Here is a 24,306-nt window from a genome sequence, read left to right as displayed (position 1 = left end):
AACTGGGGCGGCATAGTACTCCTAACCCCCAAGGAGCCCTGCATGTTTGCCATCCTGGCCGCGATCACGTTCGGGTTATTGCTGTTCCTGGACCTGATCGACCAGCTTCCGATAGGCGATCTGCTCAACTGGAACACGCTCGTCGCGTTGGGCCTGTTGTTCATCGCTCTGCACCTGTGTGGCTTCGGCACCGCCTACCCGGCTCGCTGGCGCGGCCGGCGTCGCTGACGACGTCGTGATCTGATGCCCGGCAGCGACGAAGCTGCCGGGCATCAGTGCGTTCAGTGCTCGGCGCCGGTGTCGGTGTCGAGCGGCACGGCCCAGCCCCGTACGGTGCCGATCTGGCTGACCTGACGGCGGAACGCCGCGTCCAGGATCCAGTCGGCCACCACGCGCGGGTGGTTGCCCGGCATCGCCAGCAGGTGGTACCCGCGGGTGACGACCTTGGCCGGGAAACCGGAGAGCGGGATGCCGAGCGGGTTCGCCGCCGCTTTCGCTCCACTGAGGTCGACGACGAAGCCGAGGTCGTGGTGCTTGTACTGGGCCCCGGTGCCGAAGCCCAGCGACGCCGCGACGTTCTTACCGGCCTGCACACCCTGGCGCTGCGCGTGCTGCGCGGTCATCGGCGTGATCTCGCCCGGCCGGGTGAGGTCGGGAACCGCGGCGCTGTCCCCCGCCGCGTAGACGTCCGGGTGGTCGGGGACGTTGAGCCAGGCGTCGACGGTGAGGCGACCCTCCTGGGTCGGCAGGCCGGTGCTCTCGATCAGCGGATCGGGCCGCACGCCGACGCACCAGGCCAGCGTGCGGGTCGGCACGAACTCGCCGTCGGTCAGCTTCACGCCGTCCGCGGTGGCCTCGGCCACCGACGTCCCCATCCGCACCTCGACGCCACGCTTGCGCAATATCTCGTCGGCGGCGGTGCCGAGCCGCGGGTCGAGGCCCGGCAGCACGTTCGGCGCCAGGTCGAGCAGCAGCCAGCGGATCTTCTGCCGGTGCAGGTTCGGTAGGTGCTTGGCCGCCGACTCGCTGAACAGCTGGCAGGCCGCCGCCACCTCGGTGCCGGTGTAGCCGGCCCCGACGACGACGAACGTGCAGCGCGCCTCTCGCTCCACCGGGTCGCTCGTGGTGCTCGCCAGCTCGAGCTGCCGCACGATGTGGTCACGCAGGTACAGCGCCTCGGCGATGCTCCGGAACCCGTGCGCGTGATCCGCGACGCCCGGCACCGGCAGCAGCTTGTTGACGCTGCCGGGCGCGAAGATCAGCCGGTCGTAGCGGATCGAGCCGCGGTCGCCCTCCGGGTTCTCGAAGTAGACGCGGCGCTCGTCGGTGTCGACGCCGTCCACGTCACCGAGCACGAGCCGGGCACCGCCGAGCGTCCGGATGAGCGGAACCGTGATCCGGCGGGGTTCGAGGATGCCCGCCGACACCTCCGGCAGCAACGGCAGGTACAGGAAGTAGTCGGTCGGGTTGACGACCACGACGTCGGCCTGGCCTTTGGTGGAACGCACCGCGGTCCTGGCGGCGTGCAACCCGGCGAAGCCTGCCCCGACAACAACTATGCGCTTACGGTCAGCCACTGACGCTCCTTAGCTCATTCGGGGCTTACCCCAGTAAGACGCTCACGAACGGTAGGGCGTGACGAGCTGGTCCACCGGGGCGAAGTCGTCGGTGAGTACCTTCGCCTCCCGGATGAACCCGCTCAGGTCCCCGCCGGTGACGACGTTCATCGCCGGCGCCTTGGTGGCCAGCGCGGACTTCAGCGCGGCCAGCGGCAGCGGCGAGGCCGACGCCAGCACGACGAGGTTACCGCCGGCACCGCTGAACGCGGCCGTCTCGGCGATCAACGCCACGTGCGGGAACACCGCGGAGATCGTGGCGACCTCGGCCTTCACGAACGCCAGCGACCCGTGGTCGATCAGGTTGACCGCGTACATGCCGGTCGGCGTCAGCGCCCGGTCGACCTGGGCGACGACCTGGCGGGTGGTGAGGTGCCACGGCACGGCGACGCCACCGAACGCGTCGCCGACGACCAGGTCGTAGCTGTCGGTCCGCTGCTCGTCCAGGCCGACACGGGCGTCCTCGACGCGGGTGCGGATCCCGTCGCCCTCACGCAGGCCGAGCTGCTCCCGGTCGATGCGCAGCACCCCGGCGTCGATCTCGTAGACGAGGCTGTCGCTGCCCGGCCGGACCGCCTTCAGGTACCGGGGCAGGGTCAGGCCACCGCCACCCAGGTGCAGTGCCTTCACCGGGGCGCCCGGCGGCCGGAACACGTCGGTGGCCGCGCCGATCACCTTCAGGTACTCGAACTGCAGGTAAGTGGGGTCTTTCAGATCGACGTAGGAGTGACGCAGGGTGTCGAGGCGGAGCACCCGCCCGTCGCCGTCGGGCCGGTCGGGATCCGCGCTGACGCTCGCGCAGTGGTACACCGTCTCGAGCTCGCACGGGTTGGGCGCGGCCGCGGTGGCGCCGGCGCCGATCAGCGCCAGCGCGAGCGGCCCGGCCAGGCCCCTTTTACTCCCCGGGCTCAGCCGGGACGCGCCCCGGCTGATCCACGCCACCGCCAGCCCGGTGACGACGAGCAGGACCGCGAGACCGGTCAGGATCGTCGTCGTCGGCACCATCGCCACCGCGATGAACCCGGTCCCGAACGTCGCCACGATCGACCCGACCGTGCCGAGGCCGGACAGTCGGCCGACGACCGTTCCGGTCTCGCTCAGGTTCGCCAGCCGCGCTTTCACCACGATCGGCGGCACCGCGGAGAGCAGCGCGGCCGGTGCGAACACCGCCGCGGCGGCGACCAGCAACACCCCCGAGGCGTCAGCACCCTGAACCAGCTCCCCGACGAAACGGACGACCGGCGTCACGGCGAAGACGAGCGCGCCGGCGCCGAGCAGCAGCGGCCCGAGCAGAACGGCGGGCGGCAGCCGATCGGCCACCGCCCCGCCCGCCCACGCCCCGACCGCGATCGCGGCGAGCGCGACCCCGATCACCGCCGTGTTCGTCTCCAGCGTGACCCCGACGTACGGCGCGATCAGCCGCAGGCTCAGGATCTCCAGGACCAGTACGGCACCGGAGGCGAGCACCACCAGGATGCCCGCCAGCACCGGCCCCGGCTGCCATCTTCCGTCAGGAGGCGTCATCGCCCCATTGTTCAGGTACCCGAGAACGTCACCGTGACAGAGGTGAAGCCGAGCGACTTGAAGAGGCCCTCGAGCATCGCCTGCGTGTTCGTCTGCGCCCGCTTCGAGAGGTCGGTCTCCTTCGCGGCGTCGCCGATCTTCTTCTCCGCGGCCTTGTAGACGTCGCCGAGCTTGTTCGGGTCGTCGTCGAACAGCGACTTGAACCGATCGATGACGCCGCGTTCCTGGGCGAAGACGTAACTCTTGTCCTGGTCGAGGTTGACCTTCTCCAGCGCCGGCGGCGGCAGGCGCAGCGACACCGAGCGCCGGTCCTCGGAGATCACCAGCGCGTCGCTGGTGATCCCGGCGAAGTCGACGTAGGCGTCGACCGTGCCGACCCCGACGAACAGCGTCCGCTGGCCGAGGATCGACGAGGGGACGTACTTGGTGTCCTTCTCCAGGTCGACGACGACCTGGAAGGTACCGGTCGCGGCCTGGAACCGCGCCAGATCCTGGATCGACTTGAGCACCACCGGTCCGCTCCGGTCGACGGTGCTCTCGGCCAGCGGACGGTCGTCGCTGTTCCACCAGGAGCAGGCGCGGAACGTGCCCACGCCCACCAGCACGATCACGGCCAGCAGGATCAGGCCGAAGATGCGGGAGCGGCGGTCGCCCCGGCGCTCGACGTCGAGCGGTGCGTCTTTCGGCGTGTCCTGCGGCAACTCAGGCAATGGCTCGGTACGCGCGGTACCGGACTCGTGCTCTTTCGGCATGGGTCGCTCACCTCACCCGGTCGTCGGCCGGCGATGTCACCGGCCGGTGACAGTGTGGAGCTACCCGTCAATGGGCTCGCGCGAACCTCACCACGAATCGGAGGCGTTGCGGCGACGGGCCGCGTCGGCGAGGCCGGTGTCGGCCCAGGGGCCGTTTCCGGTCTGCTGATCAGCCGGTTTCTGACGCAGCACGGCCCACCGGGAGTCCTCCGCCGCCGCCGGACCGGCGGCGGGAGCGCCACCGGGCCACTGCGCCGACCCGTCCGGCGCCGCCGCACCCGGCCGCCAAGGCAGGTCGGCCCCGCCGGGAACGGACCCGGCCGGAGCCGGCCCCCCGAAATTCGGGCCGGCGTAATTCGGGCCGCTGGAGGGCTGGGTTCCCGGCGTCCACGGCTGGGGCCGCCCCGCGGGCGGTGCGTCGGCCCACGACCCGGTCGTGCTCCCCGGCCCGGACGGCTGCGGCTGACCCGTCGACTTGGGCGTCCAGAACGACTCGGAGTCCGCGCCGGGCCCACCGGCCAGGCCGAGCCGACTCTCCGCCGACCGCATCTCCTCGTCGATCGGCGTGGAGAGCGCCGAGTAGAGCAGCACGACGACGATGACCCCGGCCAGACCGGCGATGATCGGGAGCGCGGTCGTCACGTCGGCGCCGTCGGCCGAGCTGTGGGTGTCGTCGAGAGTCACCTTCGCGGCGGCCATTCCGACGTAGTGCATGCCGTTGACCGCGACGCCCATGATCAGCGCCGCGCCGGTCACCAGCCAGAGGTTCCGCGCGACCACCGTGAACCAGAGTGCGGCGCTGGCCGCGACCACGGCGATCACCAGCGACAGCGCGACGTACTTCAGGTCGTACCCGACGGTGCCGTCCAGCCGGATCGCCGCCATGCCCGTGTAGTGCATACCGGCCACGCCGAGGCCGGCGAACACCCCACCGACCAGGACGCGCCACAGCCTCAGCTCGCCGGTGCCGAGGATCAGCAGGCCGATCCCCACGACGACCACGGCGAGGAACGCGCTGAACAGCGTCGGGAACACCGCGAACCGGACTTCGCTACCGTCCACCGCGAACCCGAGCATCGCGAGGAAGTGCATCATCCAGATGCCGGTACCGCCGATGGACACGGCGCTCAGCGCCAGCCAGCCGTACCGCTTCGCGGGAAGGCGCGATTGGCGGCTACGCGCCATGCAGACCAGCCCGAGCAGCGAGCCCAGAACCGAAACACTGTAAGCGAGGGCAGGCACGAGCCAGCCGTAGGCAAAGTGATGGACTTCCGCCATCGAGCACCCTCCCGGGAAGAGCTCTGAGCCCGAACGCTCGCTCACCTCAGGCGCATTCTCAAGGCCCAAATCGGACCAATTCGGAGGGTGCTGAACCGATTACTCAACGCTGGGGTTCAAAGAACCCCAAACCCCGTACCGGCCTCAGCGCGGTACGGATGTGGCGGGTGTGTCGGAATCGGTCGTCCGGGCATTACGCACCGCGACTCGATGGCGGAGCTGGGTTCGCATCGTCGCGCGGGTCGGACGCGCGGCCGGCGGCGGCTGCATGTCCTCGCTCGCGTAGAGGAGGCGGGTCATCAGAGCCTCCGCGGCCCGCTCCTCGGCCGCCGGCGCGGACAGCGTCGCGTACAGCAGCGCGATGAGCACCGTGCCGACGATCACCGCGCTCGGGATGAGCAGCGTCGTCACGTCCACACCCTCGACCCGGCCGCGGCCGCCGACCTCACGCACCGTCGCCGCGAACATCCCGATGTAGTGCATCCCGGTCACCGCGATCGCCATGATCGGCGAGGCGGCAGCCAGCGCGGGACGACTCTTGATGACGATCGTGAACCAGAGCGCGACCGTCGCGGCGACGACGGCGATCACCACCGAGGCCGCGACGAGTACCGGGTCGTACATCACCTCACCGTCGAGCACCCGCATCGCCGCCATGCCGGTGAAGTGCATCCCGGCCACCCCGAGCCCGGTGACGATTCCGCCGACCAGCACTTTCAGCATCGACGGCTGTCCCAGCCCGACGACGAAGATGCCGACGGCCACGATCCCGACCGCCATCAGCGCGGAGAGCGCGGTCAGCGCCGGGTCGTAGAAGACGAACGTGTTGGAGACGGTGAACCCGAGCATCGCGAGGAAGTGCATCAGCCAGATCCCGGTGCCACCGATCGACACCGAACCCAGCGCGAGCCACCGCACGCGCGCGGCCACCCGGAACGTGTCCCGGGCTCGGGCGGTACAGATCAGGCCGAGCAGACAGCCGAGAACCGAAACTGCGTAGGCGAGCAACAACGTGATCAAGCCGTACGTGAAGTGATGGACGTGGGCCATAGCCCTGCTCCTTCGCCACGGGCGCGCCCCCGGTAACGAACCGGGGCATCGTCACCCAATGCCGACGGCACACGCAATCCGCGACGGACAAGTAACGCACTGCGGCACGAAGTAGGGTTTGCGCTGCTTCACGTCGCTCGTGGGCGTACCAGGCCGGTCTCGTACGCCAGCACCACCAGTTGCGCCCGGTCGCGTGCGTTCACCTTCGCCATCGCTCGGCTGACGTGGGTCTTGGCCGTCGCCGGGGAGACGACGAGCCGATCGGCGATCTCGGCGTTCGACAGCCCGGCCGCCACCAGCGCGACGACCTCGCGCTCCCGGTCGGTGAGCACGTCGAGCTGGCCGGTCGGCGCCGGTTTGCGCAGGTGTCCGGCGAACTCCGCGATGAGCCTGCGGGTGACGCCGGGAGAGAGCAGCGCGTCGCCCCGCGCGACCACCCGCACCGCCTGCACGAGGTCGGCCGGTTCGGTGTCTTTCACGAGGAAGCCGCTGGCGCCGACCCGGATCGCCTCGAAGACGTATTCGTCCAGGTCGAACGTGGTCAGGATGACGACCCGGGTGGCGGTCAGGCGCACGCTCGCGGTGATCCGTCTGGTCGCCTCCAGCCCGTCCACGCCGGGCATCCGGATGTCCATCAGGACGACGTCGGGGGTCAGTGCGTCGGCGAGCCGGGCCGCCTCGGCGCCGTCCTTGGCCTCACCGACGATCGTGATGCCCGGCTGCGCGTCGAGCAGCGCGCGGAACCCGGCCCGCACCAGCGCCTGGTCGTCGGCGAGCAGCACCCGGATCTCGCCGTCGTCGTCGCTCACAGCGGGAGCTCCGCCCGCACCCGGAACCCGCCGTCGGGCTTCGGCCCGGCCTGCAACGTCCCGCCGACCGACTGGGCTCGCTCACGCATGCCTGGTATCCCGTTTCCGCCACCCGGGGGTGGCTCGTCGATCCGATCCAAATGGACGTCCGGCCTCGCCCCGTCCGGGCCGGGGTCGTCGATCTGGACGACGAGCACGTCCTCGCCGTACTCGAGGGTGACAACCGCCGACACCGGTCCGGCGTGCCGTCGCACGTTCGTGAGCGCCTCCTGCACGATGCGGAACGCCGCCAGGTCGACGCGGGCCGGCAGCGCCTCCGACGGCTCGCCCCGACGCGTCAACGTGACCTCCAGCCCGGTGGCGGTGGCTCCGGCCAGCAGGTCGTCGAGCCGATCGAGCGTCGGGGTCGGCTGCCGGGGCGCGTCCTCGTCGACGCCGCGGAGCGCGTTCACGGTCGCCCGTAGCTCCACCAACGCGTCCTTGCTCGACTGTTTGATCGCGGAGAGTGATGCGCGCAGCTCCTCTTCGCTCGTCGCCCTGGCGTCCATCAGGTGCAGCGCGACCCCGGACTGCACGTTGATCAGCGAGAGGTGGTGGCCAAGCAGGTCGTGTACCTCGCGGGCGATCCGCAGGCGTTCGTCGGAGACCCGGCGGCGCTCACCTTCGAGCCGGCTGCGTTCGGCCTCGGCCCGGCGCGCCTGGTACTCCTGCGCGCGCTCGCGTCCGGCCCGGCCGGCCTCGGCGCCCATCATGACCAGCGCCGTCCACAGCCCGGCGGCGATCAGACCTCCGATTGGAACCGTCGGGCCGGCCACCAACGTGAGATCGACCGCGGTGAACCCGGCGAATCCGGCCACCGCGATCGTCCACGCCGCCCAGCGACGTGATTCGGTCTGCACCGCGTTCAGCGCGACCAGCAGCGCCAGGAACCCGGGCCCCGGCGGATACCCCAGCAGGTAGTAGGCCGACAGGACCGCGGTGACGAGCAGTGCGATCGGGATCGGCGCCCGCCGCCGCACGCCGAGCAACAACGGGGCGGCGACGAGAAGCAACCACCCGCGGGTGTCGAGCGGGTGGAAACCCTCGAAGGTCTGCTCGGCGAGCAGCGTCCCGCCGATCGTGAGGATTCCGACGCCTCCCACCGCCGCACCTACCGGTGACTGACGGTGCTCCCAGCGCGCTTCCCAGCGCCGCCCCGTGGCCTCCCAGCGCCGGGCCAGGTTCTCCCCGTGGTGAGCGTGCTTCTCCCAGCGCTGAGCGTGCTGCTCCCAGTGCTGAGCCTGCTGTTCCCAGCGCCGAGCGTGCTGCTCCCAGCGCCGCTCCTGCCACTGAACGCGACGGCGCTCGCGTTCGCCCCGGCGTCGCGCCTGGTCCTCCCAACGCTGATGCCTGCGGTTCATGGCCTCGACCGTAGGCCAGGTGAACGCGCCGGTCATCGGCTCAAGGGCTCGGCGGCCGTACTACTCCGGGAGTACGGCCGTCCGTCGTCTGCGCCCGTCGGCGCAGACCGACAGCAGCCCGGCAGCCGACGAAATCAGTGCGATCCCGGCCGAGCATTGAGGGTGTCGGCACGACGCCGACCTACTCGAACGGAGAACGACATGCCCGCCGAGCCCACCCCTCCGCCCCGCACCCGATCGTCCACGGTCGAGCGTGAACGGATCGTCTCGATCCTCCGCGCCGCGGCCGAGGCCGGTCTCCTGACGCTCGACGAGGCCGACGAGCGCATGGCCACCTGTTACCAGTCGCAGTACCGCGACGAGCTCGCGCCGCTGGTCGCGGACCTACCCGACCAGGGTCGAGGGCTGGTCCCGCCGGACCCCGAGGAGCAGGCGCGCGAACGCCGGGCCGGCCGCGAGGCGATCGGCGGACACGTCGGATTCGTGATCTTCCTCGGCGCGATCCTCACGACGATCTGGGCGCTCACCGGAGCGGGCTTCTTCTGGCCGCTGTTCCCGCTCGGCTTCCTCGCGCTGTCGACCGTGTTCCACGTCAAGCACCGCACGCGTCGCGAACGGTGGCGCGCGCACCTCGCCGCGGCCGGGTACGGTCCCGGCGACTTCGCCGAGTACCGCGCTCACCACTGCGGCCCCCGTCACCACCGCGGTCGGTGGGACCACGACTACTCGCACCGCTCCTGGTAGATGGGCTTCCCGGGATCCGGCCCGACGCTGCTCGCGTACCACCTCGGTGGGGCGCCGCGGCGTCCCCGAAGGGTCGGCGACGTAGGTGACGCACGGTGTACCCTTCCGGCGTCAGCGCCCGTACTTCGTTACGGGGAGTGCAGAACCGGAGGCACAATGTCCGACGTCGACCTCTCCGAGGCCGTGTGGCTGCGCAGCTCGCGGAGCGCGGAGGACCAAGGCCCCACCGTCGAGGTCGCGTTCGTCGGTGACCAGATCGCGGTGCGCGACTCCACCGACCCGGCCGCCGTCCTCCTGTTCACCCAGGCGGAGTGGGACGCGTTCCTGGCCGGCGTCAACGACGGGGAATTCGATCTCGACGACGAGGGCGAGCTCGCCAACTGAGCTCGCCCTCGTCGTCGCCGGTCAGCTCTCGGCGCTGACCCGCGGCATCTCGTTCGTCGGAGCGCCGCGGTGCGGGCCGATCCCGTTGTTCGGCGCGGCCGGCGGCTGACCGGGGCCGGGAACCGCCATCCGCTGCGTGGTCGCCGCAGCCGCCGGTGTCGCCTGCTGCGAAGGCTTCGGCTGCTGGGCGGGCGCAGCGGCCGGACCGGCCGGAGCTTCTGGCTTTAACGTCGCCGCGGATGCGGCCTCCTCGACGTCGTCCTCGCCGAAGAGACCGGCACCACCGCCGGTCAGACGCGCGACCGCCTCGCGCAGCCGGCCGATCTCCTGCTTGATCTGCTTACGCCGCGTGTCGAGTTCGGCGACGACCCGGCGGGCCTCGGCGACCATCTGCTCGGCGTCGGTCTTGGCGCTCGCACGGATGCTCTCCGCTTCGGTGCGGGCGCCGGTGATCGTCTGTTCGGCCTGACGGCGGGCCGCGTCGGTGGCGCCCCTCGCGGCCTCGTCGGCCTTGCGACGCACGTCGGCGGAGTGCGCGTCGGCCTTGGCGAGCACGTCGGCGGCGTGCTTCTCGGCTTCACCGCGGACCCGCGCGGAGAACTGGCTGGCGTCGTCCTGGACGCGGCGGGCGTCGGCCTTCGTCCGCTCACGCAGCTCGCCGACCTCGCGCTCACCCTTCGCGCGCGCCTCCTCGGCCTCCCGGCCCACCGCCGTGGCCCGCTTCTCGGCCTCGGCGACCAGCTTGTCGGCGTGCGCGGTCTTCTGCGCGTACTCGGCCTCGATCGCCTCCCGGCGCTCCGCGAAGGACTTCTCGACGCCGGCCTTCACCGCTTCGATGTCCTGCTCGGCCTTGGAGCGCAGCGCGGCCGCGTCCGCCTCGGCCTTCGAACGGATCTCGGCCGCTTCGTCTTCGACCATGGCGAAGATCTGCTCGACGCGCGCACCGAGGTGTTTGTACGACGGCTTCTCGGCGGTGGGCCGCCGCTGGACCTCCACCACCTGGTTCTGCAGCTCGCCCACCTGGGCCGCGAGCGCGTGGTTCTGCGCCAGCGCGTCGTCGCGACGTGCGGCGAACTGCGAAAGTTCGCTCTCGAGCTGGGCGATGTACCGGTCGACCTGGCGGCGGTCGTAACCGCGAAGGGCGAGGTCGAAGGTGACCTCGGCGGTCGCGGGGTCGCTGAGGGTGAACAGGTTCTGCTCTTCGCCTTGGGCCATACGCTCTATCCAAACATGGTCGTCCAGGCTCACCGGACTGCTCCGCGCCGACTCGTGACGCGTGTTCAAAAAGGTTCGGGGCACTACCCGGATTGACGTACGCGCAGCACTCGCTTCCAACCGAAATAGACCACCGCGAGCACGATCGCAGCGATCACGGCGTAGTTGAGAACGTCGCTGTACTGACCGACCGTTTTCCACTGGTTGCCGAGTACGTACCCCAACACGACGAAGATCGTGTTCCAGACGCCGCTTCCGAGCGTGGTGTACAGCGTGAAGCGCCAGAGCGGCATCCGCTGGATGCCGGCCGGCACCGACACCAGGCTCCGGACGACCGGGATGATCCGCCCGATCAGTACCGCGGTTCCACCGTGCCGGTCGAACCAGCCCTGCGCCCGGTCGAGGTCGCTCTCCTGCATCAACGGCAACTTGCGCAGCCAGACCCGGATCCGGTCCTCGCCCACCGCGGCGCCGAGCCAGTACAGCGCGAGCGCGCCGATCACCGAACCCAGCGTCGCGGCGACGATGACCGTGACCACGTTGAGCCGCCCGGTACCGGACAGGTAACCGGCCAGCGGCAGGATGATCTCGCTGGGGATCGGGGGGAACAGATTCTCCAGCAGCACCAGCAGCCCTACACCGAACGGGCCGAGGAGTTCGACGACGTCCACCACCCAGCCGGAGATCCCGGTGAGCTCCTGGGGACCGTTCGCTCGCGCACCCGCCAGTGCGGGAATCAATTCTGCCACGTGCTGCACACCCTTCACCCGATGCGTCATTCCCACTCCGCAACGGGTTACCCGGGTGCGATGGTTCCCTAAGCGAGATGCGTCACGGGTTCGCACACCACCGGCGAGGGGTATCGGGAACGAAAGACCGATGCCCTGACCGAGGGGAGAAGCATGGGTCGGGACGTACCTGCGGTGGAATTCACTCGGGATGACCGCCGTCGCTATCGGGAGAAGGTCCGGCAGTGTCTGGACACGCTCGCGCAGATGCTGGCCGAGTCACGCTTCGATTTTGATCGGCCGCTCACCGGTCTGGAGATCGAGCTCAACCTGGTGGACAACGACGGGCTACCGGCGATGCGCAACGCCGAGGTGCTGCGCGCGATCGCCGACGACCAGTGGGCCACCGAGATCGGCCAGTTCAACCTGGAGATCAACATGCCGCCGCGCCGGATCGCCGCGGCCGGAGCCGGTGAACTGGAGAAGGAGGTCCGGGACGCGCTCAACGCCGCGGACGAGAAAGCGCGTCCGCTCGGCACCCAGCTGGCGCTGATCGGCATCCTCCCGACGCTGCGCGAGTCGCACGTCAACCTGGGGACGCTCTCGGCCAACGACCGGTACCGGCTGCTCAACGAGCAGATCTTCGCGGCCAGGGGCGAAGACCTGCCGATCCGGATCGACGGGGTCGAGCAGCTCGACACCTACGCCGACAGCGTCGCTCCGGAGAGCGCCTGCACCAGCGTCCAGTTCCACCTGCAGGTGAGCCCGACGACGTTCGGGGCGTACTGGAACGCGGCCCAGGCGATCGCGGGTGCGCAGGTGGCGCTCGGCGCGAACTCGCCGTACCTGTTCGGGCACCGGCTCTGGGCCGAGACCCGGATCCCGTTGTTCGAACAGGCCACCGATACCCGGTCGGACGAGTTGAAGGCGCAGGGCGTGCGGCCGCGGGTGTGGTTCGGCGAGCGGTGGATCACGTCGGTGTTCGACCTCTTCGAGGAGAACAGCCGGTACTTCCCCGCGCTGCTTCCGCTCTGCGAGGACGAGGATCCCGAAGCCGTGCTGGCTGCGGGCGGCACCCCGTCGCTCCCGGAGTTGACGCTGCACAACGGCACGATCTGGCGTTGGAACCGGCCGGTCTACGCGGTCGTCGACGGTCGTCCGCACCTGCGGGTGGAGAACCGGGTGCTCCCCGGCGGGCCGACCGTCGTCGACATCGCGGCGAACATGGCCTTCTACTACGGGCTGGTGCGTGCGCTCGTCGACTCGGAGCGACCGGTGTGGAGCCAGATGTCGTTCGCGGCGGCGCAGGAGAACTTCCACGCCGGCGCCCGCGACGGCATCCACAGCCGGCAGTACTGGCCCGGCGCGGGCGAGGTGCCGGTCTCCGAACTCATCCTGCGCCACCTGCTGCCGATGGCCGCGCAGGGCCTGGACGCCTGGGGGGTGTCCGCCGACGAACGCGACCGGCTGCTCGGCATCGTCGAAGGGCGCTGCCTGGCCCACCGCACCGGCGCGGAGTGGCAGGTGGCCGCGGTCGAGAAGTACGAGCGCTCCGGCCTCGGCCGGGACGAGGCACTACGCCGGATGACTGTCGACTACCTCGCCCGGATGCACTCCAACGAGCCGGTCCACACGTGGTCGGACGACTGAGACGCTCGCGGCCGCGGCGGCGGCGAGCGTCCGGCGGTCGCCGCCCGGTGCGAGCACCGGGTGGCACCGCACCTCCACGACCACGTCGCGGGCACGGGCGATCCGCCACGCCGAGGCGGTGAGCGGGTCGTCGCCGAGGAACGCCGGGACGGTGGTGGGCCGACCGGCCGCGGTGTACCGGACGGTGACCGGCTCGACCGGCGCTCCGGCGTCGATCGCGGCCTGGAACACCGCCGGGTAGAACCGGCCGCGTTCGGCACCGCACCAGGTCGTGCCCTCGGGGAACGCGACGACGCGCGAACCGGACAGCAGCGCGGTGCGCACGTCGGCCACGGTGCCGGGCAGCGTCGAGAGCCGGTGGCGATCGACGAAGATCGTGCCGCCGCGCGTCGCGAGCGCACCGATCAGCGGCCACCCGCGCACGTCGTTCTTCGCGACCATCCGGCCCGGACGGACCGAGCCCACCGCGAGGATGTCCAGCCACGAGATGTGGTTGGCGACGACGAGCGCCCCGGCGGGCGCCTCGGCCGGGGCGTCGACGACCATCCGGACGTCGAGGGCCCGGAGCAGCGACCGGCACCAGCCACCGGCCACCGCGGTTCGTTCGGCCGCACTGAGCAGCGGGTACACCACCGCCAGCGGGATCACCGCCAGCACGGCGGCGAGCAGCGCGACGATCCGGAGCACCGCCGTCGAGATCGGGACCCTGTCCTCGTCCCCCACCAGGCAGCCGACCGCGCAGGGTGAGTATGGCGCCCAGATCACGATGCACCCGGACTCTGCTGCCCCAAGAATCGGCGGAGGTACCGGGGGTCGGTGTCGGCGAGCGAGAGCAGCACGAAGAAGTCGGCCGTGCCGAACCCGGGGTCGTGCGCGGGCCGGCCGCAGACCTTGGCGCCGAGGCGTAGGTAGCCGCGGATCAGCGGCGGCACGAGCGCGAGCCGCGCGGGGGCGCCGGCCGGGCCGTGCCAGGGGTTGCGCGGCTCGACCCGCTGCGTGTCCGGCGACAGGTACCTGGCGTTCACCACGGCCGCGGTCGCGGCGGCCGCCTCGCCTCCGTCGGCGAGCGGCACCGAGGCGCACCCGGCCAACCAGCGGTGACCGGACAGGTGCAGGTAGCGAGCGATGCCCGCCCACATCAGGCCGATCACCGCGCCGTTGCGGTGATCGGGGTGGACGCAGGAGCGTCCGGTCTCGACGAGGTCCGGACGCAGCGCCGCGAGCCGGTCGAGCCGGAACTCACCGTCCGAGTAGAGCTCGGTGCTGCGCCCGGGCGGCAGCATCCGGTAGGTGCCGACGCAGGCCCCGGTCGCGTCGTCCCGGATCAGTAGGTGGTCGCAGAGCGCGTCGAACCGGTCGACGTCCACGCCCGGTCCGTCGATCGCCGCGCCGAGTTCGGTCGCGAAAACCTGGTAACGGAGTTCCTGAGCTGCGCGGATCTCAGCGACTTCGGTCGCGAGAACCACCGAGTACCCCGCCGAAACGAGAACGCTTGAAGGCATATGCGAGGTGTAACGCCGCACGGGCCTCGGGCGTAAGGAACGGCCGGTGAACCCTTCAGTGCGCGTGGGTTTCCGGGGAGTGCTGATGGGACTCCGGACGGCAACGGCAGCAGGCAAGCAGGTGGAACACCTCGGCGAGTTCCTTGAGATCGCCGATCGGGTGGCGGAACCCGGCCCGGATCCACCGCTCCTCCCCCGCCACCTCGACGCCCAGCGTCAGGCCGTAGCGGTCGAGGCGGAGCGCACGGGCGTTGCTCGCGCCGGGCACCGCGGTCTCCCTGGCCTGGGCGCACAACTCGGCCAGCAGGTCCTCGTGGTGGTCGGCGAGGTCGTGGAGCAGCTTCTGCTCCTCGGGCGCGAACGGGTCGGGTTCGGCGTCGAGGAACGCGTCGACGTCGACGTCGGTGCGGCGCAGACCGTCGGGGCCGGTGTCCTCGGCGTCGTAGCCGGGCGTCACCCACTCGATCTCGGCCAGGTCGAGCCGGTACAGCACGCTGCCGCGGCCGATGTCGAGAAGCTCGCCGATCGGGTTCACCTCGGCGAAGTCCATCGCGGCGCGGTGCGCGGCGATTCCGGCGAGCCGGGTGGCCCAGCCGGACATCGTGATCCGGCCGCGCCACGGGCTGCCGGCCACCGGCTGCCGGTCGGCCACGGTCAGCTGCGCCACCGCGTCACCGTCGGCGGCCACCGGACGCAACGCCCGGTCGACCGGGCTGTCCTCGGCGAGAAGCAGCAGCACCCGACCCATGCGGTCGGTGACGTGGGTGACCGCGAACTCGGGCACCGGCGACCCGCCGGCCGGTTCGCCGGACGTGCGGATGCGGGCCGGCAGATGCCCGGCCGCCAACGTACGAGCGACTTCTGCCGGGGTCGGCTCCATCACGCCTCCAAAATACGGTTAGGCTCACCTTAGTTAGTGAAGCCTAACCTAGAAGGGTGTTCGATGAACAAGTCCCGGCCCAAGGTCCGGTTGTCGCGGGCGCTGGGGATTCCGCTCACGCCGAAGAGCGTGGAGTACTTCGAGCGGCGTCCGTACCCGCCCGGCGTCCACGGCCGACGTCGCCGGCAGCAGAGCGACTACTCGCTGCGACTGCGTGAGAAGCAGCGGCTGCGCTTCCAGTACGACATCGGCGAGAAGCAGTTGCGTCGCGTCTTCGACGAGGCCGCCAAGAACCGCGCCGGCAAGACCGGCGACGTGCTCGTCTCGCTGCTCGAGCGCCGGCTCGACGCCACGGTGCTGCGCGCCGGCTTCGCGCGGACGATCTACCAGGCCCGCCAGTTCGTGACGCACCGGCACATCACGGTCAACGGGCAGCGGGTCGACAAGCCGTCGTACCGGGTCGAAGAAGGCGACGTCGTGCAGGTGCACGAACGCAGCCGCCCGATGACGCCGTTCGTCACCGCGGCCGCCGGCGCCCACGTCGGCTCCGGGCCCACCGCGCCCTATCTCGACGTTTCGATAAGCAACCTGACCGTGCGGGTGCTGCGCGACCCGGTGCGTGCGGAAGTTCCGGTCATCTGCAACGAGCAGCTGGTCGTCGAGTTCTACTCCCGCTGACCGGTGCGGAAACGAACGAGGGCGGCCCGCACGGGCCGCCCTCGAGTTGCTTCTGGTCTCAACGCAGAACGGCTAAGCCCACCGGGTAGCGGTACCGCTCGCCCCCCGCGGCCGAGAGCGCCGCGAGCACGGTGGTGAGCAGCCAGGCCAGCACCAGCGGCACCAGGAACAGCGCCGCGAACCCGAACGTCAGCACGCCGAGCAGCAGCATCGGCGCCAGCGCGGCCAGGAACGCGAGCTGGAAGTTCGCCGCGGCCAGCGCCTGCTCCTTCACGTACGTCGACCGCTCGCCGACCAGCCGGGAGATCACCATCGGACCGGCCGCGCTCGACACCGCCCCGGAGAGGTGGGCCAGCACCACCCAGGCCCGCTCGGTCGCGGTCGGCGCGAGCGTGGTCCGCACGCGCACCGGCGCGGCGACCTTCTGCTCACGCACGGTAGTGGGAGCGGTAGCGGCGGCCGGGCGACGCGACGGGCGCAGCCGTACCGGCCGTACACCACCGTCGAGCACCGGCGTCATGACGCTCATCCGAACCCTCCTCGACTTCCCCCGGACCCCCGTTGTCGTCCGGTGTGCGCCCATCGTGCTCGCGAACGGTGTCCGAGTGCGTCAGGGATCCCACTGGTTCTTGCCCTGGCCGAGTACCCAGCCGAACCCCGGGGACACCCCGGATGGCTGTTCACCCCTCCATAACCATCCAACCGCGCGCAAGCGAAATCGATGTCGGTCGAACGACAGCAATTACATGGCGAGAAACACAGCGAAACCCTGGTTCCGCCGGTCACGGTGGACCGTGTCGCCTGCGATCAGGCGGGGAGAGCCTCTTTGCCGACGATCGCGCCGACGATGTCGGCGAGGACCGTCAGACGGGTGAGCTCGACGTCGTGGAACGCCGGCGCGTGGTGGCGGGCGATCACCAGCACGGTGGTGGTGCCGTCGAAGGGGGTCACGGCCAGGTGCGGGCCGTCCGGCACGGAGAGCGTCCGCGGACGCAACGGGGTCAGCTCGGGGTAGGTGAACGTCTCGGGCGCCTGCCAGCTCGTCCTGATCACCGTGAGCGACGGTTCGGTCTCGACGAGTGCGGCCCAGCCCGCACTGAACAGCGCCGGGGCCGCATCGACCAGAGTGGCCAGTCCGCGGCCGGGGTTGGCCGCGATCTGGGACAGCACACCGAGGTCGGAGAGTGCGCCCGGCGGCTCGACCGTCTCCCAGATGCCCTCGACGCGGACGCCGGGTGCGGCCTCGAGCCCCGCGGCGACCCGCTCGCGGACCGCCGGGTTGGCCACCGAGACCGTGAACTCGTCGAGCGCCCGGCCGACCACGCTCTCGAGCACGGTCACCTGCAGGATGTCCGCGCCGGCCGCGCCCAGCGTGCGGGTCACGGCACCGAGCGCACCAGGCCGGTCCGGCAGTGAAACCCGCACCCGAAGCAACATGAGCTCAGCCTGCCACGGCCGCGTTACCAGCGTGTTGCTGGTGGTCAGCGCCACACACGAAAGGGAAGGCCACCGCGTGCCCTTGCGGGCGTGAACGCCGGCACCGAAGTACCGGCAGAACGGGTGACCCTCCCCGCCCTCCATGTTCCCGCAGTACCACCGGGCTCAAACACCGGGCATTCGTAGGATGAGACGTGCGCCCACCAAACGAGACAAGGCCTACCGATCCGGGAGACGAACTCGACTACCGGTTCTCCCTGGCGAACGAGCGCACGTTCCTGGCCTGGATCCGGACGGCGCTGGCTCTCGTCGGGGGCGGGCTGGCCGTCGACCAGCTGCTGCCCGAGCTGGGCCGGCCGACCGCGCTCCGGATCTCGATCGCCACCGTGCTGCTCGTCCTCGGGGCAGCCACCGCTGTCCACGCCTCGGTCCGCTGGATGCACGTGGAGCGGCAGATGCGGTCCGGGAACGACCTGCCGCCCTCCTCCTATCCGCGGATCCTCGCGGTGGTGGTCGCCGCCGGTGCGGTCCTCCTCGTCGTCGTGGTGCTGCTGGGTATCGACCGATGAGGCCGCGGCCGCCCGGGCTGGCGTCGGAACGCACCGCGCTGGCCTGGGTGCGCTCGCTGATCGGTCTGCTCGGGGTCGGGTTGCTGGTCTCGCGCGGCATGCTCGTGCACTGGCCGTTGCTGCCGGCGGCGGCCGCGATCACGGTGGTCGCCGGGCTGGTGCTGGGCGCCTGTTACCTCGGGGAGCGCCGCCGGATCGCGTTGCGGCACCCACGCCCGGCACCCCCGCGCCCCGGGACGATCGTCGCGATCACCGCGGGGGCGGTGCTGGCGGCCGCGCTGGGAGGCGTGGTGTTGGTTCGGTAGCTTGCCCCGATTCATGCAATGTTCGCCGGAAACCGCTTCGATACTCGCCATGCAACCCTGGTGCAGGTTCTTGAGTCTCGCCGTTCCGGTCACCGCCGCGCTGGCGCTGACCGCGGTCCCGGCCACCGCTCACTCCGACGCGGTGACGCTCCTCGGGCGCGCCGCGATCTCGGCCACCGACTACCAGCCCGGGCCGGACTCCGGCACCGCGCTGGACAAGACCACCGTGAACGGCATCACGCCGCCGTTCACGGGTCAGCCGATCCCCGGCTTCTCGGCCGCGATCACCGCGTCGGCGGGTGACGAGTCCGGCCGGCGTCTGCTCGCGATGCCCGACAACGGCTTCGGCGCCAAGAACAACTCCGCGGACTTCCTGCTGCGCGCCTACTACGTCGAGCCGGACTACCGGCACGGCGACGTGAAGATCGACGGGTTCGTCAGTTTCCGCGACCCCGACCACAAGGTCCCGTTCGACATCGTCAACAAGAACACCAAGGACCGGCTGCTGACCGGTGCGGACTTCGACATCGAATCGCTGCAGCGCGACGCGCACGGCAACCTCTGGATCGGCGACGAGTTCGGCCCGTACCTGATCGAGGTCGACCGGACCGGCAAGGTGCTCCAGGCCCCGATCCCGCTGGCCGACGGCACCAGGTCGCCGCAGTCGCCGGACCTGAAGGCGGGCGAGACCCCCTCGCTGGCCGCCAGCAACGGCTTCGAGGCCATGGCGGTCTCGACGGACGGGAAGACGCTCTACCCGATCCTCGAAGGACCGAAGGTCGCCGACACCGACAAGACCCGTCGGGTCGTGTACGAGTTCTCGATCCGCGAGAACAAGTACACGGGCAGGACGTGGTCCATCGACGTCGGCGCGGTCGGGCAGCTCGTGGCCGACGCGCAGGTGCTCGACGGGCACCGGATCGCCTGGCTGGAGCGCGACAACTTCGAAGGCGCCGAGGCGAAGGTGAAGCGGATCCACATCGCCGACCTCGACAAGGCCGACAAGTCGGGCGCGGTGAAGTCGACGACGATCGCCGACCTGCTGACGATCGCCGACCCCAGGGGAATCTCGTCGCCCGCGCGCGAGGGCGAGTTCGGCGTGGGGCCGACGTTCGCGTTCCCGTTCCAGTCGGTGGAGACGATCCTGCCCCTCCACGGCGACACGGTGTTCGTCACCAACGACAACAATTTCCCGAGTAACGACGGCCGCATCACGGGTAAGGCCGACGACATCGAACTGATCGAGATATCCATCCCTGGACTGCGTTAACAACCACTCGATCCGTCGCCGAGGCCGTGCGATACTGCGGTTTCCGCGATCTAGAGCGCCTCGGGAGGGCCAAATGACTCAGACCGGTGTTCCACAGGAGCGCAAGCTGGTCACGGCGATCCCGGGGCCCCGCTCCGAGGAACTGCTCGCTCGTCGGAACGCGGCCGTGGCGTCGGGGGTCAGCGTCGGGCTCCCGGTTTTCGTCACGGCCGCGGGCGGCGGCATCGTCGTCGACGTCGACGGCAACCAGCTCATCGACCTCGGCTCCGGCATCGCGGTGGTCAACGTCGGCAACGCGAACCCGGCCGTGGCCGCCGCGGTCGCGGCCCAGGCGGCCGCGTTCACCCACACCTGCTTCATGGTGACGCCGTACGAGGGGTACGTCGCGGTCTGCGAAGCGCTCAACCGGCTCACCCCCGGCGACTTCGAGAAGCGCTCGGCGCTGTTCAACTCCGGTGCCGAGGCGGTGGAGAACGCGGTGAAGATCGCCCGCGCCTACACCAAGCGCCAGGCGGTCGTCGTGTTCGACCACGGCTACCACGGCCGCACCAACCTCACGATGGCACTGACCGCGAAGAACATGCCGTACAAGCACTCGTTCGGGCCGTTCGCGCCCGAGGTGTACCGGCTACCGATGTCCTATCCGTACCGGGACTCCGACGCCGGGCTCGACGCCTCCGGTCCGGCCGCCGCGGCGCGCGCGCTGAGCGTCCTCGACAAGCAGGTCGGGGCCGAGAACGTCGCCGCGCTGATCATCGAGCCGATCCAGGGTGAGGGCGGTTTCATCGAGCCGGCGCCCGGGTTCCTGGCCGCCGTCGCCGAGTACTGCACGGCGAACGGCATCGTGTTCGTCGCCGACGAGATCCAGACCGGTTTCGGCCGCACCGGCGACCTGTTCGCCTCCGAGCACGAGGGCATCGTGCCCGACCTGGTGACCACCGCGAAGGGCATCGCCGGCGGGATGCCGCTGGCCGCGGTGACCGGCCGGGCCGAGATCATGGACGCCGCCCACGCCGGTGGGCTCGGCGGCACGTACGGCGGCAACCCGGTCGCGTGCGCGGCGGCACTGGCCGCGATTGAGGAGATCGAAAGCCGCGACCTGGCCGGCCGGGCCCGCCGGATCGGCGAGATCATGCTGCCCGCCCTGGGTGAGCTGGCCGAGCGGCACTCGTTCGTCGGGAACGTCCGCGGCCGCGGCGCGATGCTCGCCGTCGAGCTCGTCGAACCGGGCACCACCACGCCGGCCGCCCAGCTGGCCGGGGCCGTGAACAAGGCCTGCCACCAGCGCGGCCTGGTGACGCTGAGCTGCGGCACCTACGGCAACGTGCTCCGCTTCCTGCCGCCGCTGGTCATCGGCGAGGATCTCCTCACCGAGGCGCTCGAGCTCATCGCCGACGCGTTCGACGAGGTGGCGAAGTCCCTTCCGGCGGCCGAGGCGGCGCCGCACCCGAGGCCCGACACGGACTGAGCGTCGATCGGGGTGGGGGCGCCCGCCTCCACTCCGACGGCCGCTCAGACGGCGGCGGCCTCGCGCACCGGGTCTTCGGAGTCGAGCACCGCCAGCACCGCGGCGCAGACGACGCTCTGCTCGGCGGACGAGAGCAGCGGGCCCGCCTGGCCCGGGCTCTGGTGGTGCAGCAGACCCGACATCAGCGCGCCCATCGCGCACCGGCCGCGCAGCAGCGCCGCGGGGTCGTCGGAGCCGGCCAGCACCTGGAGCAGCCGCTCCATCCGGGCGTTCATGCCGAGCCGCTCGAACATCGTGTGCTTCACCGATGGGTCGCTCAGCACCGCGGTGAGGAACTCCCCCCGCTCGTTCATCTGCGTGATCAGCCGTTTCACCAGCTCGGCCCGTGACCACTGCCCGGCCGCGGTGGCGGCGACGATGCGGTCGACGTCGTCCAGGAACGGCGTGATCAGCGCCTGGAGCACCTCTTCCTTCGACGGGAAGTGGTAGTACAGCGCCGCCTTCGTCATGCCGCAGAGCACCGCAAGGTCGCGGATGGACGTTCCCGCGAAGCCACGCTGCTCGAACAACTTCGTCGCGGCGTCGAGGATCCGTTGCCGCGTGCCCTCGGCCGTGCTTCCAGCTGTCCGCGCCACGTCACACCCCTCTCACCACGAAATCACCGGTCCTCCAGCGTACGAACTTCGCGCGCCAACGGACAGGTCTTGTGAATTCCACGTGACAGCGGCCACCACACAGTTGACACGCAGCCCTAGGCTACCCAAAGTATTAACCGACCGATCGATTAATTCCAGCCCGCGGGGGTGTAGCCATGGCCGGTCTGGCCAGGTGGTGCTATCAGCATCGAATCGTCGTCGTGGTCCTCTGGGTCGTCGGCTTGCTGGGCCTCGGTGCCGCCAGCCAGTCCGTCGGCACTGCCTACAACGATAGCTTCGCGTTACCAGGTACCGAGTCGACGAAGGCCTTGGACCTGCTGCAGGGCGCGTTCCCGGACGCGGCCGGTGAGTCGGACACGATCGTCTGGCACACCGACAGCGGCACGGTGAAGGACGCCGCCGTTCAACAGCGCATCGAGGGCATGCTCGGCCAGGTGGCCGACCGCTCGGACATCGCGTCCGTGGCCAGCCCGTACACCGAACAGGGTGCGGGGCAGATCAGCCAGGACGGCAAGACCGCCTACGCGACGGTCACGTTCAAGGGCTCGGTCGAGGACGAGGTCGACCTCGACGCCGTCGACAGCCTGATTTCGACCGCCGAGAAGGCCCGGACCGACGGCCTCGACGTCGAGCTCGGCGGCAACGCGATCCAGCAGGCCACCCAGGCTCCGCCGGGTAGCTCCGAGGTCTACGGCCTGATCGCCGCCGCGGTGATCCTGCTCATCGCGTTCGGCTCGCTGCTGGCGATGGCGATCCCGCTGATCACCGCGGTGCTCGCGCTCGCCGCCGGAACCACGTCGATCATCCTGCTCAGCCACGTGATGACGATCGGCACGATCGCGCCGACCGTGGCCGCGCTGATCGGGCTCGGCGTCGGCATCGACTACGCCCTGTTCGTGGTCACCCGGCACCGCAACGGCCTGATGGCCGGGATGTCGGTCGAGGAGTCGACGGTCCGCGCGCTGAACACGTCCGGCCGCGCGGTGGTCTTCGCCGGCATCACGGTCTGCATCGCGCTGCTCGGCATGCTCGTGCTGAACCTGAACTTCCTCACCGGCGTCGGCGTCGCCGCCTCGATCGTGGTGTTCTTCTCCGTGCTGACGGCGATCACGCTGCTGCCGTCGCTGCTCGGCTTCTTCGGGATGCGCGTGCTCTCCCGCCGCGAACGCCGCCGGCTGGCCGCCGAGGGGCCGCACGAGGCGCACGCCCGCGGTTTCTGGGCGCGCTGGGCCGGCATCGTGGAACGGCGTCCCCGGATGCTGGCCGCGATCGCGATCGCGCTGATCGCGGTGCTCTCGATCCCGACGCTCTCGCTCCGGCTGGGCGCGTCCGACCAGGGCAACGACCCGGCCGACTCGACGACGCGCAAGGCGTACGACCTGCTCGCCGACGGATTCGGGCCCGGCTTCAACGGGCCCCTGCAGCTCGTCGCCGAGCTGAAGTCGCCCAGTGACACCGCCGCGCTCAACGAGCTGGTCGGGCAGGTCCGGAAGGATCCCGGGGTCGCCGCGGTCGTGGCGGTGCCCACCCAGCCCGGTGCCGAGGTCGGCATCGTCCAGGTGATCCCGACGTCCTCCCCGCAGTCGGAGGAGACCAGCGACCTGATCAAGCGCCTGCGTGACGACGTCGTGCCCGGCGTCGAGGACGGCACGACGATGCAGGTGCACGTGGGTGGCATGACGGCGATCTTCGACGACTTCGCCGACGTGCTCACCAGCAAGCTGCCGCTGTTCCTCGGCGTCATCATCGCGCTGGGCTTCCTGCTGCTGACGGTGGCGTTCCGCAGCCTGCTCGTGCCGCTCACCGCGGCGGTGATGAACGTGCTCGCGGCCGCAGCCTCGTTCGGCGTGATCGTCGCGGTGTTCCAGTGGGGCTGGGGCGCCGAGGCGCTCGGCATCGGCGCGGCCGGGCCGGTCGAGGCGTTCCTGCCGGTCATGATGCTGGCGATTCTCTTCGGCCTGTCGATGGACTACCAGGTGTTCCTGGTCAGCCGGATGCACGAGGAGTGGGTGCACACCGGCGACAACCGGCGGGCGGTCACGGTCGGGCAGGCCAGCACCGGGCGGGTGATCACGGCGGCCGCGACGATCATGATCTTCGTCTTCGGCGCGTTCATCTTCGAGGGCCAGCGGGTCATCGCCGAGTTCGGAATCGGGTTGTCGAGCGCGGTCTTCATCGACGCGTTCATCCTGCGGACGCTGCTGGTGCCGGCGCTGATGCACTGGTTCGGACGGGCCAACTGGTGGATCCCGAAGTGGCTCGACCGCTGGTTGCCGCACCTGACGGTGGAGCCGGCCGACGAGCCGGTCGCCCCGCCGCGCCCGGAGGAGAAGCGCGAGCCGGTAGCCGTGGGCTAAATCCCTTGCCCACAATCGACTGTCGCCGGACGCT

General features: G+C 70.6%; 25 protein-coding genes. 10 read left to right on the top strand and 15 right to left on the bottom strand.

Going from position 1 to position 24,306, the window contains the following annotated elements; genetic code table 11:
• Positions 1-42 precede the first annotated feature (42 nt).
• Positions 43-228 (top strand): hypothetical protein, encoded by a 186-nt coding sequence (locus CRYAR_RS02985; protein WP_035848311.1) that lies wholly within the window; start codon positions 43-45, stop codon positions 226-228.
• Positions 229-281: 53 nt separating this feature from the next.
• Here CRYAR_RS02985 and CRYAR_RS02980 read toward each other — a convergent pair whose 3' ends face one another.
• From CRYAR_RS02980 to CRYAR_RS02950, 7 genes are all read right to left on the bottom strand, one after another.
• Positions 282-1,577, bottom strand: a complete 1,296-nt coding sequence (locus CRYAR_RS02980) for an NAD(P)/FAD-dependent oxidoreductase (protein ID WP_035848308.1) — start codon at positions 1,575-1,577, stop codon at positions 282-284.
• 42 nt (positions 1,578-1,619) lie between these two features.
• Positions 1,620-3,140 (bottom strand): fused MFS/spermidine synthase, encoded by a 1,521-nt coding sequence (locus tag CRYAR_RS02975; RefSeq protein ID WP_035848306.1) that lies wholly within the window; start codon positions 3,138-3,140, stop codon positions 1,620-1,622.
• 11 nt (positions 3,141-3,151) lie between these two features.
• Positions 3,152-3,892: a DUF4230 domain-containing protein gene (locus CRYAR_RS02970; protein ID WP_084699991.1), complete on the bottom strand. Its 741-nt coding sequence runs from the start codon at positions 3,890-3,892 to the stop codon at positions 3,152-3,154.
• An 87-nt stretch (positions 3,893-3,979) separates the two neighbouring features.
• On the bottom strand, positions 3,980-5,134 hold the full coding sequence (locus tag CRYAR_RS42585; protein ID WP_169744986.1) for an MHYT domain-containing protein: 1,155 nt from the start codon (positions 5,132-5,134) through the stop codon (positions 3,980-3,982).
• Positions 5,135-5,314: 180 nt separating this feature from the next.
• Entirely contained in the window at positions 5,315-6,220 is a 906-nt protein-coding gene (locus tag CRYAR_RS02960; protein WP_051569660.1) for an MHYT domain-containing protein, read from the bottom strand.
• A gap of 128 nt (positions 6,221-6,348) precedes the next feature.
• The gene (locus CRYAR_RS02955) at positions 6,349-7,029 is read right to left on the bottom strand and encodes a response regulator (protein ID WP_084699987.1); all 681 of its coding nucleotides are present in this window, start codon (positions 7,027-7,029) and stop codon (positions 6,349-6,351) included.
• Positions 7,026-8,429, bottom strand: a complete 1,404-nt coding sequence (locus tag CRYAR_RS02950) for a sensor histidine kinase (protein WP_157017295.1) — start codon at positions 8,427-8,429, stop codon at positions 7,026-7,028. Before CRYAR_RS02950 ends, CRYAR_RS02955 begins: the two co-directional genes overlap by 4 nt.
• Positions 8,430-8,630: 201 nt before the next feature.
• On the opposite strand from CRYAR_RS02950, the gene CRYAR_RS44890 reads away from it, so the two are divergent.
• Together CRYAR_RS44890 and CRYAR_RS02940 are read left to right on the top strand one after the other, a co-directional pair.
• The gene (locus CRYAR_RS44890) at positions 8,631-9,173 is read left to right on the top strand and encodes a DUF1707 domain-containing protein (protein WP_051569658.1); all 543 of its coding nucleotides are present in this window, start codon (positions 8,631-8,633) and stop codon (positions 9,171-9,173) included.
• A 156-nt stretch (positions 9,174-9,329) separates the two neighbouring features.
• Positions 9,330-9,557 (top strand): DUF397 domain-containing protein, encoded by a 228-nt coding sequence (locus CRYAR_RS02940; RefSeq protein ID WP_035848304.1) that lies wholly within the window; start codon positions 9,330-9,332, stop codon positions 9,555-9,557.
• Positions 9,558-9,578: 21 nt separating this feature from the next.
• On the opposite strand, the gene CRYAR_RS02935 is transcribed toward CRYAR_RS02940, so the two are convergent.
• Both CRYAR_RS02935 and CRYAR_RS02930 read right to left on the bottom strand, forming a co-directional pair.
• Positions 9,579-10,772 carry a DivIVA domain-containing protein gene (locus tag CRYAR_RS02935; RefSeq protein ID WP_035848302.1) on the bottom strand — a complete coding sequence of 398 codons (1,194 nt, stop codon included), beginning with the start codon at positions 10,770-10,772 and terminating at the stop codon, positions 9,579-9,581.
• An 83-nt stretch (positions 10,773-10,855) separates the two neighbouring features.
• Positions 10,856-11,551 (bottom strand): DedA family protein, encoded by a 696-nt coding sequence (locus CRYAR_RS02930; RefSeq protein ID WP_211247240.1) that lies wholly within the window; start codon positions 11,549-11,551, stop codon positions 10,856-10,858.
• A gap of 123 nt (positions 11,552-11,674) precedes the next feature.
• Here CRYAR_RS02930 and CRYAR_RS02925 point away from each other — a divergent pair, with 123 nt between their 5' ends.
• Positions 11,675-13,150, top strand: coding sequence for a glutamate-cysteine ligase family protein (locus tag CRYAR_RS02925; protein ID WP_035848300.1), 1,476 nt, complete (start codon positions 11,675-11,677; stop codon positions 13,148-13,150).
• Here CRYAR_RS02925 and CRYAR_RS02920 read toward each other — a convergent pair.
• From CRYAR_RS02920 to CRYAR_RS02910, 3 genes are read right to left on the bottom strand one after another with little or no spacing between them, the layout of a single operon-like run.
• Positions 13,076-13,915, bottom strand: coding sequence for a lysophospholipid acyltransferase family protein (locus tag CRYAR_RS02920; RefSeq protein WP_051569657.1), 840 nt, complete (start codon positions 13,913-13,915; stop codon positions 13,076-13,078). The genes CRYAR_RS02925 and CRYAR_RS02920 overlap by 75 nt on opposite strands.
• Entirely contained in the window at positions 13,912-14,652 is a 741-nt protein-coding gene (locus CRYAR_RS02915; RefSeq protein WP_035848298.1) for a GNAT family N-acetyltransferase, read from the bottom strand. Before CRYAR_RS02915 ends, CRYAR_RS02920 begins: the two co-directional genes overlap by 4 nt.
• Before the next feature lie 55 nt (positions 14,653-14,707).
• Positions 14,708-15,532 carry a DUF2470 domain-containing protein gene (locus CRYAR_RS02910; RefSeq protein WP_157017290.1) on the bottom strand — a complete coding sequence of 275 codons (825 nt, stop codon included), beginning with the start codon at positions 15,530-15,532 and terminating at the stop codon, positions 14,708-14,710.
• Positions 15,533-15,595: 63 nt separating this feature from the next.
• Between CRYAR_RS02910 and rpsD the strand changes: the two genes are divergently transcribed.
• Positions 15,596-16,210: a 30S ribosomal protein S4 gene (rpsD, locus tag CRYAR_RS02905; protein WP_035848297.1), complete on the top strand. Its 615-nt coding sequence runs from the start codon at positions 15,596-15,598 to the stop codon at positions 16,208-16,210.
• A 58-nt stretch (positions 16,211-16,268) separates the two neighbouring features.
• Here rpsD and CRYAR_RS02900 read toward each other — a convergent pair whose 3' ends face one another.
• The gene (locus CRYAR_RS02900; RefSeq protein WP_035848295.1) at positions 16,269-16,739 is read right to left on the bottom strand and encodes a DUF4870 domain-containing protein; all 471 of its coding nucleotides are present in this window, start codon (positions 16,737-16,739) and stop codon (positions 16,269-16,271) included.
• 278 nt (positions 16,740-17,017) lie between these two features.
• On the bottom strand, positions 17,018-17,647 hold the full coding sequence (locus CRYAR_RS02895; protein WP_035860263.1) for an ACT domain-containing protein: 630 nt from the start codon (positions 17,645-17,647) through the stop codon (positions 17,018-17,020).
• Between the two features lie 194 nt (positions 17,648-17,841).
• Between CRYAR_RS02895 and CRYAR_RS02890 the strand changes: the two genes are divergently transcribed.
• The 4 genes from CRYAR_RS02890 to gabT all read left to right on the top strand — a co-directional run bounded on the left by CRYAR_RS02890 (position 17,842) and on the right by gabT (position 21,259).
• Entirely contained in the window at positions 17,842-18,216 is a 375-nt protein-coding gene (locus tag CRYAR_RS02890) for a YidH family protein (RefSeq protein WP_035848291.1), read from the top strand.
• Positions 18,213-18,521 (top strand): DUF202 domain-containing protein, encoded by a 309-nt coding sequence (locus tag CRYAR_RS02885; RefSeq protein ID WP_035848289.1) that lies wholly within the window; start codon positions 18,213-18,215, stop codon positions 18,519-18,521. Before CRYAR_RS02890 ends, CRYAR_RS02885 begins: the two co-directional genes overlap by 4 nt.
• A 70-nt stretch (positions 18,522-18,591) precedes the next feature.
• Entirely contained in the window at positions 18,592-19,791 is a 1,200-nt protein-coding gene (locus CRYAR_RS02880; protein WP_051569655.1) for an esterase-like activity of phytase family protein, read from the top strand.
• Positions 19,792-19,864: 73 nt separating this feature from the next.
• A complete protein-coding gene (gene gabT, locus CRYAR_RS02875; protein WP_051569654.1) occupies positions 19,865-21,259 on the top strand; it encodes a 4-aminobutyrate--2-oxoglutarate transaminase in 1,395 nt (464 codons plus the stop codon).
• A 44-nt stretch (positions 21,260-21,303) separates the two neighbouring features.
• Here gabT and CRYAR_RS02870 read toward each other — a convergent pair whose 3' ends face one another.
• Positions 21,304-21,894: a TetR/AcrR family transcriptional regulator gene (locus tag CRYAR_RS02870; protein ID WP_051569653.1), complete on the bottom strand. Its 591-nt coding sequence runs from the start codon at positions 21,892-21,894 to the stop codon at positions 21,304-21,306.
• A gap of 221 nt (positions 21,895-22,115) precedes the next feature.
• Between CRYAR_RS02870 and CRYAR_RS02865 the strand changes: the two genes are divergently transcribed.
• On the top strand, positions 22,116-24,272 hold the full coding sequence (locus CRYAR_RS02865; RefSeq protein ID WP_211247239.1) for an MMPL family transporter: 2,157 nt from the start codon (positions 22,116-22,118) through the stop codon (positions 24,270-24,272).
• Positions 24,273-24,306 lie beyond the last annotated feature (34 nt).

The organism is Cryptosporangium arvum DSM 44712 (genome assembly GCF_000585375.1).
Classification (GTDB): domain Bacteria; phylum Actinomycetota; class Actinomycetes; order Mycobacteriales; family Cryptosporangiaceae; genus Cryptosporangium; species Cryptosporangium arvum.
This window is presented reverse-complemented; position numbering and strand designations above follow the sequence as displayed.